10 protein-coding genes are annotated in these 16,685 nt (G+C 74.9%); 8 read left to right on the plus strand and 2 right to left on the minus strand.

The features are described from left to right. Positions 1–14: 14 nt before the first annotated feature. The gene (locus ACF1DX_RS10630) at positions 15–1,103 is read left to right on the plus strand and encodes an LCP family protein (protein ID WP_391790817.1); all 1,089 of its coding nucleotides are present in this window, start codon (positions 15–17) and stop codon (positions 1,101–1,103) included. Between the two features lie 33 nt (positions 1,104–1,136). Here the strand turns inward: ACF1DX_RS10630 and ACF1DX_RS10635 are convergent, their stop codons facing one another. Next, positions 1,137–2,249 (minus strand): hypothetical protein, encoded by a 1,113-nt coding sequence (locus ACF1DX_RS10635; RefSeq protein WP_391790818.1) that lies wholly within the window; start codon positions 2,247–2,249, stop codon positions 1,137–1,139. Positions 2,250–2,635: 386 nt separating this feature from the next. On the opposite strand from ACF1DX_RS10635, the gene ACF1DX_RS10640 reads away from it, so the two are divergent. Further along, complete coding sequence (locus tag ACF1DX_RS10640; RefSeq protein WP_391790819.1) at positions 2,636–3,007, plus strand: NTP pyrophosphohydrolase; 372 nt, start codon at positions 2,636–2,638, stop codon at positions 3,005–3,007. Between the two features lie 22 nt (positions 3,008–3,029). Here the strand turns inward: ACF1DX_RS10640 and ACF1DX_RS10645 are convergent, their stop codons facing one another. Then, a complete protein-coding gene (locus tag ACF1DX_RS10645) occupies positions 3,030–10,472 on the minus strand; it encodes an SDR family NAD(P)-dependent oxidoreductase (protein ID WP_391790820.1) in 7,443 nt (2,480 codons plus the stop codon). A 158-nt stretch (positions 10,473–10,630) separates the two neighbouring features. Here ACF1DX_RS10645 and ACF1DX_RS10650 point away from each other — a divergent pair, with 158 nt between their 5' ends. The 6 genes from ACF1DX_RS10650 to ACF1DX_RS10675 are packed head-to-tail and all read left to right on the plus strand — an operon-like array spanning position 10,631 to position 16,673. Continuing rightward, on the plus strand, positions 10,631–11,659 hold the full coding sequence (locus tag ACF1DX_RS10650; protein WP_391790821.1) for a 3-oxoacyl-ACP synthase III family protein: 1,029 nt from the start codon (positions 10,631–10,633) through the stop codon (positions 11,657–11,659). Next, positions 11,656–12,609 (plus strand): alpha/beta fold hydrolase, encoded by a 954-nt coding sequence (locus ACF1DX_RS10655; protein WP_391790822.1) that lies wholly within the window; start codon positions 11,656–11,658, stop codon positions 12,607–12,609. Before ACF1DX_RS10650 ends, ACF1DX_RS10655 begins: the two co-directional genes overlap by 4 nt. Beyond that, a complete protein-coding gene (locus ACF1DX_RS10660) occupies positions 12,606–14,183 on the plus strand; it encodes an AMP-binding protein (protein WP_391790823.1) in 1,578 nt (525 codons plus the stop codon). The genes ACF1DX_RS10655 and ACF1DX_RS10660 overlap by 4 nt, the downstream gene beginning before the upstream one ends. Next, the gene (locus ACF1DX_RS10665) at positions 14,180–15,229 is read left to right on the plus strand and encodes an NAD-dependent epimerase/dehydratase family protein (RefSeq protein ID WP_391790824.1); all 1,050 of its coding nucleotides are present in this window, start codon (positions 14,180–14,182) and stop codon (positions 15,227–15,229) included. Before ACF1DX_RS10660 ends, ACF1DX_RS10665 begins: the two co-directional genes overlap by 4 nt. Beyond that, on the plus strand, positions 15,193–15,453 hold the full coding sequence (locus ACF1DX_RS10670; RefSeq protein WP_391790825.1) for an acyl carrier protein: 261 nt from the start codon (positions 15,193–15,195) through the stop codon (positions 15,451–15,453). Before ACF1DX_RS10665 ends, ACF1DX_RS10670 begins: the two co-directional genes overlap by 37 nt. Further along, the gene (locus ACF1DX_RS10675; RefSeq protein ID WP_391790826.1) at positions 15,450–16,673 is read left to right on the plus strand and encodes a beta-ketoacyl-[acyl-carrier-protein] synthase family protein; all 1,224 of its coding nucleotides are present in this window, start codon (positions 15,450–15,452) and stop codon (positions 16,671–16,673) included. The genes ACF1DX_RS10670 and ACF1DX_RS10675 overlap by 4 nt, the downstream gene beginning before the upstream one ends. The last annotated feature ends 12 nt before the right edge of the window (positions 16,674–16,685 follow it).

Here is a 16,685-nt window from a genome sequence, read left to right on the forward strand (position 1 = left end):
AGGAACCGAACACCATGACGCACAGCGCCACCACGGAGTCACGGCGTGCGCAGCCGGAGGGCGGCGGTGGACGCCGCCGCTCTCAGCGTCCCCGTCGGCGCTGGGGACGCATCGTCCTGCTGTCGTTCCTGGCCGTCCTGCTCGCGGCAGGCGGTACGGGATACTGGCTCTACAGCGATCTGAACGGCAACATCGACGGAGTCGACCTGGACAAGGCCCTCGGCGACGACCGTCCGGAGAAGCTGCCGACCTCCGGACAGAACCTGCTGATTCTCGGCTCGGACTCGCGCGCCGGCGCGAACGCGGAGCTGGGCACCGGCAAGGTGTCGGGCGCCCGGTCGGACACCGCGCTGGTGGTGCACATCCCCGAAGGGCGCCGGCAGGCCGTTGCCGTGAGCATCCCGCGCGACACGCTCGTCACCCGCCCGGAGTGCGCCAAGGAGGACGGCTCCGCCCTCCCGGAGGCCGAGCGCGTCATGTTCAACTCCGTGTACTCGACGGCCGGCCCGGCCTGCGTGGTCAAGACCGTGGAGAAGATGTCCGGCGTCCGCATGGACCATTACATGGAGATCGACTTCGCCGGTTTCAAGGGGCTGGTGGACGCGATCGGCGGCGTGACCGTCACCATCGACGAGCCCATCAAGGACACCTCCAGCGGCCTGGACCTGAGCGCCGGAACCCACAAGCTGGACGGCACCGATTCCCTGGCGTTCGTACGGACCCGGCACGGCGTCGGTGACGGCAGCGACCTGGGCCGCATAGGACTCCAGCAGCAGTTCATAATCGCCCTGCTGAGCGAGGTGAAGCGGCAGGACCTGTTCGGCAGCCCCACCAAGACGTACAAGATCGCCGACACCCTGACCTCGGCACTGACCACCGACGCCGAACTGGCCTCACTGACCAGCCTGGCCGACTTCGCGCGCAGCATGAACGGAGTCGATCCGGCATCCATGGATACGATCATGCTTCCGGTGGCGTACGACAAGATCGACCCGAACCGGGTGGTGGCCGCACATCCCCAGGTCGATCAACTGTGGGAGGCGATCCGCTCCGACACGGAGATTCCCGAGTCCGCGAAGAAGTCGCCGGCGACGGGCGGCTGACCCCTGGCACGGCGCCGTGACGGCGACGACCGCTCAGCTCCCGAGGGTGTCCCACCGCGTGAGAGCGAGACCGTCGCCGTCCTCCTGGCGTGCGACCTTGGGCCTGCCGTCGGTGCCGATCAGCGCCATCACCACGCGGCCCCGCCCGTCCCGGCCCAGGGCCGGGGCGTCCTGGCAGGACTCGGTCAGCGCGTACCACCAGAAACCGGCGGCCTCGTTCTCGGTGCCGCCTATCCCGAGCACGGCCGCGCCGTCCTGGTCACGGTAGGCGAGGACGACACAGTCGTAGCCGTCCAGTGACGTACGGAGGGCCGCGCACGGCCGCTCGGCGGAAGTGCCGCCCAGAGCCACGGGCCAGTCACCCGCCCGCCAGGCCGCCGCACCGCCACTCTCGGCGTCCGTCCAGAAGAACGTGGCCCGGCCGGGACCGGTCTCCAGGGCCGCGACCGTGCCCGGCGCGGGACGCAGCGAGAAACCACGGGGACCCGCGAAGTCACCGCCGGGCTCGGACTGACGCCAGACGAGCGTGCCCGTCTCGGCGGCGACGCAGACCTCGATCCGTCCGTCGGTGAGCGCGACCGCCGCGGGCCGGGCGTCGATACCGCCGCCGCGCAGGTCCTCCCACGCCCGCCACTTGCCGTTCGGGGCCTCGCGCCGCAGCATGAGACCGCCGTGCGCGCCCCGCAGGAACACGTGCACGGCGCCGTCCCGGGCGACCGCCCCGACCGGCGGGCCGGACTGTTCCGGATCCTTGTGCGGGTTGCCGAGGGACCGCCAGTCGCTGAAGGCGAGTCCGGTCTGGTACTGGATGGCGTGCACGATGTCCACGTTCCGTTTGCCGTCGGCGCCCGTGCGCTCCCTGCGGCCGAGGAAGTGGACGTAGGCGTTGGCTCCCTGGACCACCGTCAGGTGTGTCAGCCCGGCCACCGGCACGAAGTGCGGACCGCTCCATTCCGGGCCGCCGACGGTGGTCTCCGTCCAGCGCAGCAGGCCACCGTCGGTGGGGGCGTACAGCGTGAGCCGACCGTCCTTGCCCCGGGTGAGCCAGTCTCCGTGGGCCGCTCCGGACGCGATCTTCCGGCGCTCCTCAGCGGTGCGCCCGTCCTTGACGGAGGCACCCGTGGGACCTGCCGGCTTTCTCCGCATCGCCTGGTGAACCTTCCTGAAGCCCGCCGCATCGCAGACACGGGAACCCTGAAACTCGACACATCATATGTCGATCGTTCACCCGTTCCCCCGGACTCCGTCCCGTCGGCTCGGGTGTCAGGCCGTCCTCGGACCTCCCGCCACGCCCGGAGCGCCGGCCCCGGCTCGTCCTTGCGGCGGGTGAGCAGAAGGGTGCCGGTGGACGGATGCGGACGAAGACGTGCGCGTGGCCCCGGTCGTCGACGGTGCCGGCAGGGGCCCAGGCCAGCGGTGCGGGCCCGGGCCCTGGCACGTGTTCGCCGTGTTGTCGTCGGTCGCCGGATCCCCACGGGCGGCTTCGCCCGCGTGCGGCGGGGCGGGCGGGTCTCGCGTGGGACCCTGACGCCATGGATGACACCGCCGCCCTGCTCGTGATCGTCGACGCCGCGAACGTCGTCGGGTCGGTGCCCGACGGGTGGTGGCGGGACCGGCGGGGGGCCGCGGAGCGGCTGCGCGACCGGCTGGCCGCGGACGGGGTGCCCGGGCGTCCGGGGCCGGTGGAGATCGTGCTGGTGGTCGAGGGTGCGGCGCGCGGGGTGGAGTCGGTGCCCGGGGTGCGTGTGGAGTCCGCTCCGGGCAGTGGTGACGATCACATGGTCGCGCTGGTGGCCGGGGCGGGAGACCGCCCCGTCCTGGTCGTCACGGCCGACCGCGAGCTGCGGCGCAGGGTGACCGCCGTGGGCGCGGAGGTCGCCGGTCCGCGGTCCGTGCCCCGCTGAGACCGGCGACGCCCGGCGCCCGCTACGTGTCGGCGTTCAGGTCCAGCCGCTGGTGGATCAGGCGGGCGAAGTGGGCCAGGGTGCGTCCGGTGGCCAGGTCGGCCGGGCCGAGGCGGATGTCGAACAGGTCCCTCGTCCGGACCAGGAACTGCATGCCCAGCAGCGAGTCCAGTCCGAAGTCGGTGACGTTGCGCGTGGGGTCCAGGTCGGCCGGGTCGGTCTGCAGGACGTCCGCGAGGAGCTGGGCGATCGTCTCGGTGATCTTGCCGATCGCCTCGTCCGCCGGGAGGTCCGCCAGCGTGCTCAGGAGTTCGTCGCGGGCGTCCGGGGAGGCCGTGGAGGAGGACGGGGCCAGCGGGGCGAACCGGGGGGTGGCCAGGGCGGGCAGCAGGTGGCGTGCGGCTCCCCAGCGGTAGCGGCCCGCCCCGGCGACGTCGGTGCCGGCGGCCAGGAGCCGGTCGGTGGTGGCGAGGACCTCGGCGGGGGTGAGCAGTTCGAGGCCGCGTCCGGTCATGGCGGGGCCCATGCCGCTGCGGGCGACGTAGCCGGTCTCGCCGATCGGCCCCCAGGCCAGTGCCGTACCCGGCCGGCCGGCGTCGCGCCGGGCCCGTACGAGGGCTTCCAGGTAGGCGTTGGCCGCCGCGTAGGCGGCCTGGCCCGGGTTGCCGATGGCGGCGGAGACGGAGGAGCAGGTGAGGAACAGGTCCAGGTCGCGGTCGGCGGTGAGGCGGTCCAGGAGGGCCGCGCCGCCCGCCTTGGGCGCCAGTACGGCAGCGAACCGGTCGTCGGTGAGGTCGGCCAGCACCCCGTCGTCCATGTGCATCGCCGCGTGGACGACGCCGCGCAGGGGGTGTCCGGTGGCGTCGACGGCGTCGAGGACCCGGCGCAGCGCCTTTTCGTCGGTGACGTCGGCGGCGTGGGCGGTGGCGTGCACGCCACGGTCGGTGAGTTCCCGGAGCAGGGCGGGCGCGTCGGGGGCGTCGGGACCGCTGCGGGAGAGCAGGGCCAGGTGGCGGGCTCCGCGGTCGGCCAGCAGACGGGCGGTGGCGGCGCCGAGTCCGCTCAGTCCGCCGGTGATCAGGTAGGTGCCCTCGCCGTCGAGGCGGAGGGTGCCGGGTGCGGGTTCCACGGGGACGGGTTCGTCGAGGGGGTCGAAGGTGACGACGACCTTGCCGGTGTGCCGGGAGTGCTGCAGGAGGTGGAAGGCCTCCTCGACCCGTGCGGCGGGGTGGACCGTGTGGGGCAGGGGGCGGTAGGTGCCGGAGGCGGCCTCCGCCTCGAAGTCCGTGAGGAGCAGGGCGCCGAGTTCCGGGTCGTCGATGACGGCGTCGAGGTTGAAGCCGATGAAGGTGAGGCTGCGGTCGAAGGGGCGCAGCGTGATCGGGTTGTTGAGGAAGATGTCCTTCTTCCCGAGCTCGATGAAGCGGCCGTTGGGCCGCAGGAGGCCGAGGCCGTGGGCGATGGCCTCGCCGCTGAGGGAGTTCACCACGACGTCCACGCCCCGGCCGCCGGTCAGTTCCCGTACGCGGGGGACGAAGTCCAGGCTGCGTGAGTCGAGTACGTGCTCGGCGCCGAGCGTGCGCAGCAGGTCCCGTTTGGTCTCCGTGCCGGCGGTGGCGATGACGCGGGCGCCCTGTCGGCGGGCGCACTGCAGGACGGCCAGGCCCACCGCCCCGGCTCCGCCGTGCACGAGCACGGTCTCCCCGGGGCCGAGACGGGCCTGGTTGACGAGGGTCTGGTGGACGGTCAGGAAGGCGACGGGGAAGGTCGCCGCCTCCGTGAAGCCCAGCCCGTCGGGGATGCGGACGACGGCGGAGGCGGGGGTCGTCGCGTGGGAGGCGAGGGCGGCGGGCACGAGGCCGCAGACCCGGTCGCCGGGCTTCAGGTCCCGTACGCCCTCCCCCACGGCGCGTACGACGCCGGCGCCGTCGGTGCCCAGTCCGCGGCCGATCGGGCTGTTCTCCACCGCCTCGGGCGGCAGCAGGCCGTTGGCCCTCATGGGGTCGCGGTAGTTGAGGGCCACGGCCCGCATCTCCAGGGCCACCTCGCCCGGTCCGGGTGCGGGGAGGTCCGTCTGCCGCCAGATCAGCCGCCGGCGCAGGCCGGGGTCGCGGGCTTCCAGGATGTACGGCGTGCCGGCGGGGACGCCGGGGGGTTCGTCCGCCGGGTGCTGGACCTGCCGGGGGACGAACCGGCCCCGGGCGGTCAGGACGATCTCGTCCTCCTGGGTGTTCGGGTCGTCGTCGCCGGGGGCGAGGAGTTCGCCGGCCAGGCGGCGGGCGTCGGCGTGGGTGTCACCGGTGCGGTGGCAGGAGAGGCGCCGCAGGGAGAGGTCGGGGCGCTCGTTGGAGAGGGTGCGGCAGGCCGCCCAGACGGCCGCGTCGCCCGGGTGGGAGGGCTGCTCCGGGGCCGGGAAGAGGCCGGTCGGGCGGGTGACGAGCCATACGCGGGGGCCGGTGGCGCCCTTCGGGCCGTCGCAGGCGGTGGCCAGGGAGCGCAGGAGGGCCGCCCGGCGGGTGGTCCGTGCGACGACGGCGTCGTGCGGGCCCGGTTCGGCGAGCAGCAGGACGACGCGCGGATCGGGGCCCGTGGGCAGGGCATCGCGCCAGGCGGCGGCCCGGTCGGGCGCGACGACGACGGTGGCCTTTCCGAGGAGGGCGGCCAGTGCCCGCGCGGTCGCCGTCTCGGTGTCGTCCTCGACGGCGATCGTCCAGGCTGCGCCGGGGACCACTGGCGGTGGCTCGGTGTCCGGTCCGTGGTGGTGGTCCGGTCCGTGGTTTGGTCCGTGGTCGCGGTCGTGGCCCGTACCGCCGTTGTGGCCCGGAGCGTCGTCGTGGTCCGCCGCCGCGAGGAGGACGGAGCGGTCCTCGGGCCCGGTCTGTGCCACACCGGAGAAGCCGCACCGCCGCAGCAGCGGGGCCCACTGGTCGCGGGGGAGGATGCGGGACGCCGGGCGCAGGGTGTGGTCGCCGCGCTCCCAGAAGTCGTCCAGTGTGCCGGAGAGCAGGGCCTGGAGCCGGGCGTGGTGCGGTTCGGTGGCCAGCAGGTGTCCGCCGGGGGCCAGCACCGTGTGCAGCCGGCGCAGGGTCGCGGCCAGGTCGGTGGTGGCGTGCAGGGCGTCGCCCGCGAGGACGAGGTCGAAACCGGACCGGGGCAGGCCCTGACCGATCAGGTCGGCGTCCGGGTCCAGGGTGCGGTGGTCGACGAAGTCGTAGGCGGCGAAGCGGTGTTCGGCACGGGTGAGGCCGCTGCCGGTGGGGGCGGCGCAGGTGTAGCGGGTCCGGTCGGCCGGCAGTACGGGCAGGGCCGCGGCGGTCAGGGCGGTGGTGGCCGCGCCGACTTCCAGGACGCGCAGCGGACGGTCGGCGGGCCAGCGGCCGACGATGTCGCCGAGCAGTGCCCGCACGGCGCGGTGGGTGAAGCGGTGTGCGGGGCCGGTCTCGTGGAGTTGCTCGTACGCGCTGTCCCCGGCCGGCAGGAGGTCCGTTGCGTCGACGCGTCCCCGCACCACGTCGGGCAGCCGGCGCAGCTGCCGGTTGAGGAGCAGCGTCTCGGCGCCGAACCGGGGGTGGTCCTCCACCAGGCCGCGCAGCAGCTCCTCGGCGCGGGTCTCCGCGCCGGTCAGTTGCCAGGTCTGTCCGGTCGTCCGGGCGAGGCCGTGCTCGGCCAGCAGGGGCAGCATCAGCCGCACCGCCCGCCGGTGCCGGGGTTGCAGTCCTCCGGCCACCAGGTCCCCCATGGAGAACGGGGCCGTGGGATCGGCGAGGAGGCCGTGCAGCGTCTCGGCCCAGCGGTGGGCGCCGGCCTGTTCGGCGGCGGCGGTGAACCGGTGGTGGCCGCTGTCGTCCAGGGCGGCGCGTGCGGCGGCGATACGCGGTTCGGCCGCGCGGGCGATCTCGGCGGGCGCGGGGAGCGGGGAGGACGGGGCGGGGGTTCCCGGGTGGGGGGCGGCCCGGAGCACGGTGCGCTGGACGGTCAGCGGGGTGTGCTCGGTCAGGTGGCCGCGGCGGGTGCGGCAGCCGTCGATCTCGGCGGTGACCGTGCCGTCGGCGTCGGCGTAGGTGATGTCCCAGCACATCTCGTGGGCGCCGCGGCTGCGCCGGCGCAGGTGTACGACGCCGGTGGGCGCGGGGGTGCGCCACACGCGTACGGATCCGAACACGGTCGGCAGGAACGCGGCGGATTCCGTGTTCTCCCCGGCGAGGGCCACGGTGGCCTGCAGCGGCGCGTCGATCAGGACCGGGTGTGCGGTGTAGGCGTCGGCGGTGTGCGCCAGCCGGTAGGTGACGAGTGCCTCTTCGTCGCCGACTTCCACCCGGTCGATGAGCTGGAAGTCCGGCCCGCAGTTCAGGCCGATGCCGTGGCACGTCCGGTAGAAGTCGGGGCCGTCGACGCTCCGGTCGCAGCGGGCCCGGAGCGCGGCGAGGTCGAGCGGGGCCGGTGCCGTGCCGAGCAGGGTGCGGACCTGGGCGCGTACGACGGGGTGGCACTCCCCTCGGTGTTCCTCGCGGACGCTGATGGTCACGGCGCCGTCGTCGGGGGTGACCGCGGTCTGCAGGGCGACCGGGGTCGGGTCCGGCCACGGCACGGACAGCGGGCGGCCGATCTCCAGGTGCCGTACCTCGACCGGGCGGTCCAGGGCCCGTCGGCCGGCGCTCAGGGCCATCTCCACGTAGGCGGCGGCCGGCATGAGGACGTCGTCGCCGATCCGGTGGTCGCCCAGCCAGGGCACCAGTTGCGGCTCGACGGTGCCGTGCCACACGGGGTGCGGGGCGGGCATCCGCTCGCCCACCAGCGGATGGTCCAGCAGACCGCTGCCGCTGGTGCCGGCGACCCGGTCCTGCGCGGTGCCGTGCCAGTACCTCTCGTGCTGCCAGGCGTAGGCGGGCAGGTCGGCCACCCGGCCCGGCCGGGGGAAGTGGTGCCGCCAGTCGGTGCCGGTGTCGGCGGCGAGCACGGCGGCGACGGCCGCCGCGGTCTCGCGGGGTCCGTCCCCGTCGCGGTGCAGGGTGGCGACGCAGGTGGCGCCGGTGCGGCGCAGGTAGGGGCGCAGCACCGGGTGCGGGCCGATCTCGGCCAGGATGCCCGCGTGTCCGGCGGCGAGCAGGGCGGCCGCCTCGGCGAACCGGACGGGTTCGCGGATGTTGCGCCACCAGTACGCGGCGTCGAGCTCCGGCCCGTTCAGCTCGGTACCGGTGACGGTGGAGACGAACGGGATCCGGGCGGAGGCGGGTCGGAGTCCGTCGAGGGCGTCGAGCAGCGGTTCCCTGATCGGGTCCATGGCCCGGCTGTGGAAGGCGTAGTCCAGGTCCAGTTCGCGGAAGAAGACGCCGCGGCCGGTCAGTTCGGCGCCCCAGACGGCGAGTGCGTCGGCGTCCCCGGCGACGGTCACGTCGCTCTCGCTGTTGATGCCCGCGATCTCCAACGTGCCGTCGTAGCCGAGGAGTTCCTCACGCGCCCGCGCCTCGGGCAGGCCGACGGCGGCCATGCGGCCCCGGCCGGCCGTGGCGCCCTGGGTGCGGCTGCGTGCGGCGATCACCAGTGCCGCCTGTTCGAGGGTGAGGGCCCCGGCGGCGTGGGCGGCGGCGACCTCGCCGACGCTGTGTCCCGCCACGGCCCGCGGGTGCACCCCGTGTGAGGCGAGCAGCCCGGTCAGGCCGACCTGGACGGCGAACAGGGCCGGCTGGGCGACCTCCGTGCGCTGCCACTTCCGGGGGGAGGGGTGGGCCAGTTCCTTGGCCACCGACCAGCCGAGGTGGGGTGCCAGGGCCGCGTCGGCCTCCTCGACGGCCCGGCGGAAGGCCGGTTCGCCCTCCAGCAGGTCGGCGGCCATGCCCGGCCACTGGGAGGCGTTGCCGGAGTACACGAACGCGGTCCCGTCCCGTTCGCCCGTGCGTACGACGGCCCCGCGGGCGGGCTCCGCGGCCGTCAGCCGGTCCAGTTCCCGGGCGGCGTCCCGCGGGCCGGTAGCCAGGACGGCGGCGCGGTGCGGGTGCGCGGTGCGCCGTACGGTGCTGGTGTGGGCCAGGTCGTAGAACTCGCCGGGGTCCGCGTCCCGCAGCCGCCGCGCCATGCGGGCGGTCATCTGCTTCAGTGCCTTGGGGGACCGCGCGGAGACGACCAGCGGCAGCGGGCGCCCGTCCGGCACGGTACTCGGCCCGGTCCCGCGGGCGGCGGGCGGCGGGGTGACGACGACGTGGGCGTTGGCGCCGCCGAAGCCGAAGGCGCTCACTCCCACGGCGGACCGCTCCCCCACCTCCAGCGGGACGGGTTCGACGGCGGGGGCCAGTCCCAGGCCGTCGAAGTCGATGCGGGGGTTGAGGGGGAGGGCGTGCAGGGACGCCGGCACCAGTCGGTGGCGCAGTACCAGGATCGCCTTGAGCAGGCCGGCCATGCCGGAGGCGGGCTCCAGGTGGCCGAGGTTCGACTTCACCGAGCCGATCGGCAGCGGGCCGCCGCGCCGGTTGCGGCCCAGGGCCCGGCCGATGGCCTCGGCCTCCGCCGGGTCCCCGATCTGGGTGCCGGTGCCGTGGGCCTCGACGTAGACCACGTCGTCGGCGCCGATCCCGGCCTCCGCGTAGACCGCGTGCAGCAGCGCCTCCTGCGTCTCCGCGCTGGGGACGATCATGCCGGTGCTGCGGCCGTCGGTGTTGTTGCCGGTGGCGGCCAGTACGGCGTGGACGCGGTCGCCGTCCGCCACCGCGTCCGCGAGGCGCTTGAGGACGAGCACCGCGCCGCCCTCCGCGCGGACGAACCCGTCGGCGTCGGCGGAGAACGCCGCGCAGCGCCCGCGCCGGGACAGCATGTTCGCGTAGGAGAACCCGGCGAAGGAGTAGGGGTTCGACAGCACGTTGACACCGCCGGCCAGGGCGACGCGGCCGGTTCCCTCGCGCAGGGTGCGGCAGGCCCGGTCCAGGGCGACCAGGGCGGAGGAGCAGGCCGTGTCGACGGCCATGCTCGGCCCGCGCAGGTCGAAGGCGTACGACATCCGGTTCGCCGTGATGGACAGGGTGGCGCCGGGCATGGTGTGCGGGCTGGTGTGGTCCTGCATCATCGACAGGTTCACGCCGTAGCCGGGGTCCGAGACGCCCACGTACACGCAGGTGTCCGACCCGGCCAGCGATGCGGCGGGGATGGCGGCGTCGTCCAGTGCCTCGGCGGTCATCTCCAGCAGCAGCCGCTGCTGCGGGTCGATGTGCCGGGCCTCCGCGGGGGACATGCCGAAGTAGGCGGCGTCGAACGAGGCGACGTCGTCGAGGAAGCCGCCGGCTGCGGTGTAGCTGCGGCCGGGGCGCACGGTGCCCGGGTCGACCGTACGGTCGCGGGGCAGCCGGTCGGCGGGCATCTCGCCGACCACGTCCCGTTGGTCGCGCAGCACGGACCACAGGCCGTCCAGGTCGGTGACGCCTCCGGGGAGCCGGCACCCCACACCCACCACCGCCACGGCCCGTTCACGCTGCTGCATCACCAAGTCCCCGCCCCTTCACGCCGATTACTGGCCCTCATGCGGATTGAAGCGGATCGGAGGGGACAACGAGCGGAAAAATCCATCCCATATCACTCGTTGGGGTGGACATCCCCGCGTATGCGTCATGACGGTCAGGCGGCGGCTACGGTGGCGCGGTGCCCGAAGCCATCCGTGCCCGTATCGCCGCCGTCTCCGCTCATCTTCCGTCCCGCTACCGGACCTTGGACGAGATCCGCGTCAAGATCACCGAGACGGGTGGCTACGCTCCGCCGCCCGGCCTGCTGGAGGACCTCACCGGGGTGCGCGGGGTCCATGTGCACGAGGACGGCGAGGACGCCTCCGACCTCGCCGTGACGGCCGCCCGCACGGCGCTCGACGAGTCGGGGCTGAAGATCGGCGACATCGGTCTGCTGCTGTTCGCCTCGACCTCGCAGGACCTGGTCGAACCCGCCACGTCCCACCTCGTGGCCGCCAAACTGGGCGCCTCGTGCCCGGTGTTCGACGTCAAGAACGCCTGCAACAGCTTCCTCAACGCCATGGAGGTGGCCGCGTCGTTCATCGAGACCGGCCGCTGCCGCACGGTCCTCATCGCCTGCGGTGAACCCTCCACCCTGGCCACCCGCTGGCACACCCCCAGCCGGGAGGACCTGCTGAGGGCCCTGCCCGGCTACACCGCCTCCGACGCCGGCGCCGCGATGGTGCTCACCGCCGGCCCCGCGGGTGACGGCGATCCCGGCATCCTGGCCCAGCGGTTCGTCAGCAACTCCGCGGCCTGGAACGCCTGCACGGTGTCCGGCGGGGGGAGCATGCACCACCTCTCCGTCCACGACGACCACACCACCCTGCGGCTGAACGGGGACCTGCGCCGGGCCGCGCTCGACGTGCTCCCCCGGATCCTGGACACCGCCGGGGAGGGACTCGAGGCGGCACGCTCCGGCGCCTACGCCTTCATCGCCTTCCACCAGATCGCCATGCCGCAGTACCGCGAGGTGATCGACTGGTTCTCCCTCCCCGAGGACCGCTGCCTGCCCGCGGTGGCCGAGCACGGCAACTGTGCGGCGGCCTCCCTCCCCCTGCAACTGGTCAAGGCGCGGGAGGCCGACCGCATCGAGAGCGGGGACCTGGTGGCGATGATCGGCCTGGCCAGCGGTTTCAGCTTCGGCCTGGCGCTCGTACGGTGGTGACCGCCCGAGCCGTGGACACCCCGGCCCTCGACCCCGTACCGGATCCCGCCGCACTGGAGCGGCTGATGCCGGGCTACCCCGCGCCCCGGCACTGGCGGCGCGTGCCGGTCACCGGGCAGCACTATCTCGATCTCGGCTCCGGGCAGCCGGTGCTGTTCCTGCACGGCAACCCGTCGTGGAGCTACGTCTGGCGGGGGCTGCTGCGCCGGCTCTCCCCGCACGCCCGCTGCCTGGCCCCGGACCTGCCGGGCTTCGGGCTGTCCCGGCACCTGCGGCCGGCGGACGGGGTCCCGGACCCCTACGAGGCCCAACTGGAGGGCCTGGACAACCTCTACCGCCACCTGGTGCGGGACGAGGGGCTGCCCGAGCGGGGCTGGACGTTCGTCCTGCACGACTGGGGCGGCCCGCTCGGTGCCGCCTGGGCCCTGCGGAACCCGGGTGTCGTGGCCCGGCTGGTCTGCTGCAACACCGTGGCCTTCCCCTTCCCGGACGGCTTCCGGCTGCCGCTCCCCCTGCGGTGGATCCGTGACCACCGGCCGGTCGCCGAACTCGTCCACGCCACCAACGCGTTCGCCCGCGTCGCCGTGCGCGCCGGAGTCCACCGCCCGCTGCTCACGGCCGAGCGGCGGGCCTACCTGCGGCCCCACGCCCGCCGCGCGGAGCGCCGGGCGCTCACCGACGCCGTCCGGGCGATCCCCCGCGACCTGGCGGACCCGGCCTGGCGGCTGCTCGAACCTCCCGGCGGCGGGGCCGGCCTGTCGGAACTGCCCCTGCTCATCGGCTGGGGCATGCGCGATCCCGTCTTCACCCCGGCCCTGCTGGAGGAGTGGGTCCGCCGCCACCCGCACGCCGTCGTCCACCGCTTCCCCGACGCCGGGCACTTCGTGATGGAGGACGCCGGCGCCGAACTGGCCTGCCGCGTCCGCGACTTCCTCCAGGGGGCACCATGACCGCCACCGTTCCCGGCATCGCCGCACGCCTGACCGACGGGTCCGACGCCGTCGCCCTCGTCGAATGCCGCAAGGGAACCTCCCGGACGACCCGTCGTGACGAGCTGGTGCGACGCTGCCACCTCCTCGCGCGGGCCCTGCGCGAGGCGGGCGTCCGGCCCGGTCACAAGGCCGTCGTGATGACCCGCGACGCCCACGACCTCACCGCCGTCTCGTACGCCCTCGGCCTCCTCGGTGCCGTCCCCGTCCTGATCGAACCGCGCGCCGAGGTCGGCCGCTGCCTGCGGGACGTCGCCCCGGACGTCTTCGTCGGGGAGCCGCTGGCCCACCTCGGGCGCCGGGCCCTGGGATGGGGCCGCCCCCACGTACGGATCCCCCTGGTCACCGGTTCCGCGCCGTTCCCCCTGGGACGGCGGCTGACCACCCGCGCACCGGCCGGCGACGTCCCGCTCCCGCGGGTGCGGGAGCCCGACGGCGACGCGCCGGCCCTCATCGCCTTCACGTCCGGCTCCACCGGACGGCCCAAGGGCGCGGAGTACCGCCACACCACCCTGGCCGGGCAGCTCGACGCGCTGACCACGCTGATGGGCCCCCGGCCCGGCGACGTGCTGCTCGCCGGGTTCCTGCCGGCCGCGCTGCTCGGCCCGCTGCTCGGCGTGACCACCGTCGTCCCGGCGGTGAACCACCTGGCCCCGGCCCGCACAGCGCCGGAGGAACTGATCGGGCCGGTCCTGGAACACCGGGCGAGCATCGTCCTGGCGTCACCCGCCGTACTCACCCTGATCGCCCGTCACTGCGCCCGCCACGGCATCACCCTGCCCTCGGTCCGGCAGGTGCTGTCCTTCGGCGCCCCGCTGCGCGTCCGCCTCGCCGACGCCCTGCGCAAGGCCGTGCCGGACGACGCCGAGATCCTCAGCGTCTACGGTGCCACGGAGTGCCTGCCCGTCTCCGCGATCGGCGACCACGACCTGCGGGCCTCACGCGCCGCGCCGCCCACCGGGCACGCCGGCACCTGTCTGGGCCGGCCGCTGCCCGGCGTCCGCGCCCGGATCCTGGACGCCGACGCCACCGGGCTCGGCGAGATCGCCGTCACCGGCCCCACCGTCAGCCCCGCCTACCACGCGCGCCCCGACGCCGACGCCGCCACCAAGAGCGACACCGGCCACGGCGTGCTGCACCGCACCGGGGACCTCGGCCGGCTCGACGACGAGGGCCGGCTGTGGTTCCTCGGCCGCAAGGCCCACCTGATCACCGGCGCCGGCTTCACCCTGACCACCGAGGACATCGAGGCCGCGGCGGACACCGCCCCCGGCGTCCGGCGCACCGCCCTGGTCGGCGTCGGCACGGCCGTGTGCCAACTGCCCGTGCTGTGCGTGGAGCCCCTGCCGTCCACTCCGCGCGCCGCCGCCCTGGCGGCCGTGCGCGCCGTCCTGAAGGACCATCCGGACGGGCACCGCGTCGGCGCCCTGCTGATCCGTCCCGCTTTTCCCACCGACCCCCGGCACAACTCCAAGATCGACCGGATGCGGCTGGCCGGCTGGGCCGCGAAGCGCCTGCGCGGGAGGGTCCGATGAGGGTACTGGTCACCGGCGGGAGCGGCTTCCTCGGCCTGGAGATCTGCCGGCAGCTGAAGGCGCGCGGCGACACCGTCTCCTCCCTGTGCCGCCGCCGCAGCGGCGCGCTGGAGCGGCTGGGCGTCCACCAGCACCTGGGGGACCTCGCCGACGCCGCCGCGGTCTCCCGTGCCGTCGCCGGGTGCGACGCCGTCGTCCACAACGCCGCGCTGGCCGGTGTCAGCGGCCCGCCGCGGCCCTACTGGGCCACCAACGTCGTCGGCACCCGCCATGTGATCGGGCAGTGCCGCACCCACGAGGTGCGCACGCTCCTCTACACCTCGACCGCCAGTGTCGTCTTCCGGCCCGGTGGCGTGGAAGGAGTCACCGAGAGCCTTCCCCCCGTCCCCCGCCACCTGGCCGCCTATCCCGCGACCAAGGCCCGCGCCGAGGCCCTGGTGCTGGCCGCGCACGGCCTTGAGCTGGCCACCGTCTCGCTGCGCCCGCACATCATCTGGGGGCCGGGCGACCCCCATTTCGCGCCCGCCCTCGCGCGTGCCGTGCGGGCCGGCCGTCTGCTGATGCCCGGTGACGGCGGCAACCTCGTCGACACCACCCACGTCCGCACCGCCGCCCACGCCCATCTGCTCGCCCTGGACCGGCTGCGGCGGTCACCGGAGGCGGTGGGCGGCCGCGCCTACTTCATCGGCCAGGACGACCCGCGTCCCCTGCGCGAGCTCATCCGGCACTTTCTGACGGCCGCCGGCATCGACGCCCGCTGGTGCGCCGTACCGCCCCGGCTCGCCACCGCCGGCGCCGCGGCCGGCGACGCGCTGCTGCGCGCGGTCCGCAGTCCCCGTACCCACGCCCTGAGCCGCTTCCTGGTCGCGGAACTGCTGCATCCGCACTGGTTCGACCTCACCGCGGCCCGCCGCGACCTGGGTTTCGAGCCGCCGGTCTCCTTCGACGCCGGTGTCGCGGAGCTCACCCGGCTCGCCCCGTCCGCCCCGAACGACAGAGAGGAAACCCCGTGCCGGACACCTACGCCGCCGTCCGTTCCATCCTGACCAGCGCCTTCCGGGTCCCGGAGGACGAGATCCGGCCCCAGCGCACACTGGGGCAACTGGACCTGGACTCCCTGGCCCTGACGGAGCTGGTGCTCGTCCTCCACGAACGCCTCGGGGTGCGGATCAGCACCGAGGACCTCTCCCGCGGCACGACCCTCGCGCAGGTCGCCGGCCACCTGGACGCACTGCTCGCGGACGGCGCGAGCACGGTGGCGCCGTCGTGACCGAGCCCGTCGCCGTCACCGGTCTCGGCCTGGTCACGCCCGCCGGAGAGGACGCCGGCGCCACCTGGGACGGGGTCTGCCGCGGGGTGGGCACCGCGTCCCGTGATCCGGCGCTGGCCGGCCTGCCCGTGGACTTCTCCTGCCGCGTCCCCCTGTCGCGCGACGCCCTGGACCGGCGTGTCGGGCGCACCGCCTGGCGCATGTCGCGCAACGCCGTACTGGCGGTGCTCGCCGCCCGTGAGGCGGTGCGCGACGCCGGCCTCGACCCCCGGGCGTGGGACGGCGAGCGGGTCGCCGTCGTCATCGGCTGCGGGATGGGGGCGGGCGCGGAACGCGAGGAACAGGCCGGGCGGCTGCGGGACCTGGGCGCCGGCATGGTCTCCGCGCTCACCGTCCCCCAGATCATCCCGAACATGGCGGCCGGGGAGGTCTCCATCGACCTCGGGGCCCGCGGGCCCGGTCTCGCTCCCGCCACCGCCTGCGCCTCGGGTGCCACCGCCGTCGCCGTGGCCCGCGACCTCCTGGTCTCCGGCCGGTGCGACGTCGCGGTGGCCGGGGCCACCGAGGCCGCCGTCACCCCGCTGACGGCCGTCGGTTTCTGGCGTGCGGGCACCCTGTCCCGGCGGGCCGGCGAGCCCGCCGGGGCGTCCCGGCCCTTCGCCGCCGACCGTGACGGCTTCGTCCTGGCGGAAGGCGCGGGCGTCGTCGTACTGGAGCGGACCGGGGACGCGGCCGCCCGCGGTGCGCGCGTCCGTGCCCTGCTGGTGGGCTGCGGCAGCACCTCGGACGCCCACCACCCCACCGCGCCCGCCCAGGACGCCCGGGGTGCGGAGGCGGCGCTGCGCATCGCGCTGGCGGACGCGGGCCTGGCTCCGCACGACGTCGACCACGTCAACGCGCACGGCACCTCCACTCCGCTGGGTGACGCCGCCGAGGCGGCCCTGATCGCCCGGGTGCTGCCGCACCGCCCCTGCGTCACCGCGCCCAAGGGCGTGCTCGGCCACAGCCTGGGCGCGGCGGGCGCCGTCGAGGCGGCGCTGGCCGTGCTCACCCTTCAGCACGGCACGGTGCCGCCGGTCGCGGGCCTGGACGCCCCGGCGCCGGGGTTCGGCCTCGACTGCGTGACCAAGGAGCCCCGCCGGCAGGACGTCCGGGTCGCCGTCAGTCACTCCTTCGGCTTCGGCGGGCACAACGTCGTCCTCGTTCTGGCCAGAGCCTGACGGCGGGCCGTG

Source organism: Streptomyces sp. NPDC014676 (assembly GCF_043084105.1).
Taxonomy (GTDB): domain Bacteria; phylum Actinomycetota; class Actinomycetes; order Streptomycetales; family Streptomycetaceae; genus Streptomyces.

Excerpts from the sequence above, each read along its gene's own strand:
- ACF1DX_RS10660 (WP_391790823.1), top strand. The coding sequence starts at position 12,606 with ATGACCGCCACCGTTCCCGGCATCGCCGCACGCCTGACCGACGGGTCC.
- ACF1DX_RS10665 (WP_391790824.1), top strand. The coding sequence starts at position 14,180 with ATGAGGGTACTGGTCACCGGCGGGAGCGGCTTCCTCGGCCTGGAGATC.
- ACF1DX_RS10635 (WP_391790818.1), bottom strand. The coding sequence starts at position 2,249 with ATGCGGAGAAAGCCGGCAGGTCCCACGGGTGCCTCCGTCAAGGACGGG.
- ACF1DX_RS10640 (WP_391790819.1), top strand. The coding sequence starts at position 2,636 with ATGGATGACACCGCCGCCCTGCTCGTGATCGTCGACGCCGCGAACGTC.
- ACF1DX_RS10645 (WP_391790820.1), bottom strand. The coding sequence starts at position 10,472 with ATGCAGCAGCGTGAACGGGCCGTGGCGGTGGTGGGTGTGGGGTGCCGG.
- ACF1DX_RS10630 (WP_391790817.1), top strand. The coding sequence starts at position 15 with ATGACGCACAGCGCCACCACGGAGTCACGGCGTGCGCAGCCGGAGGGC.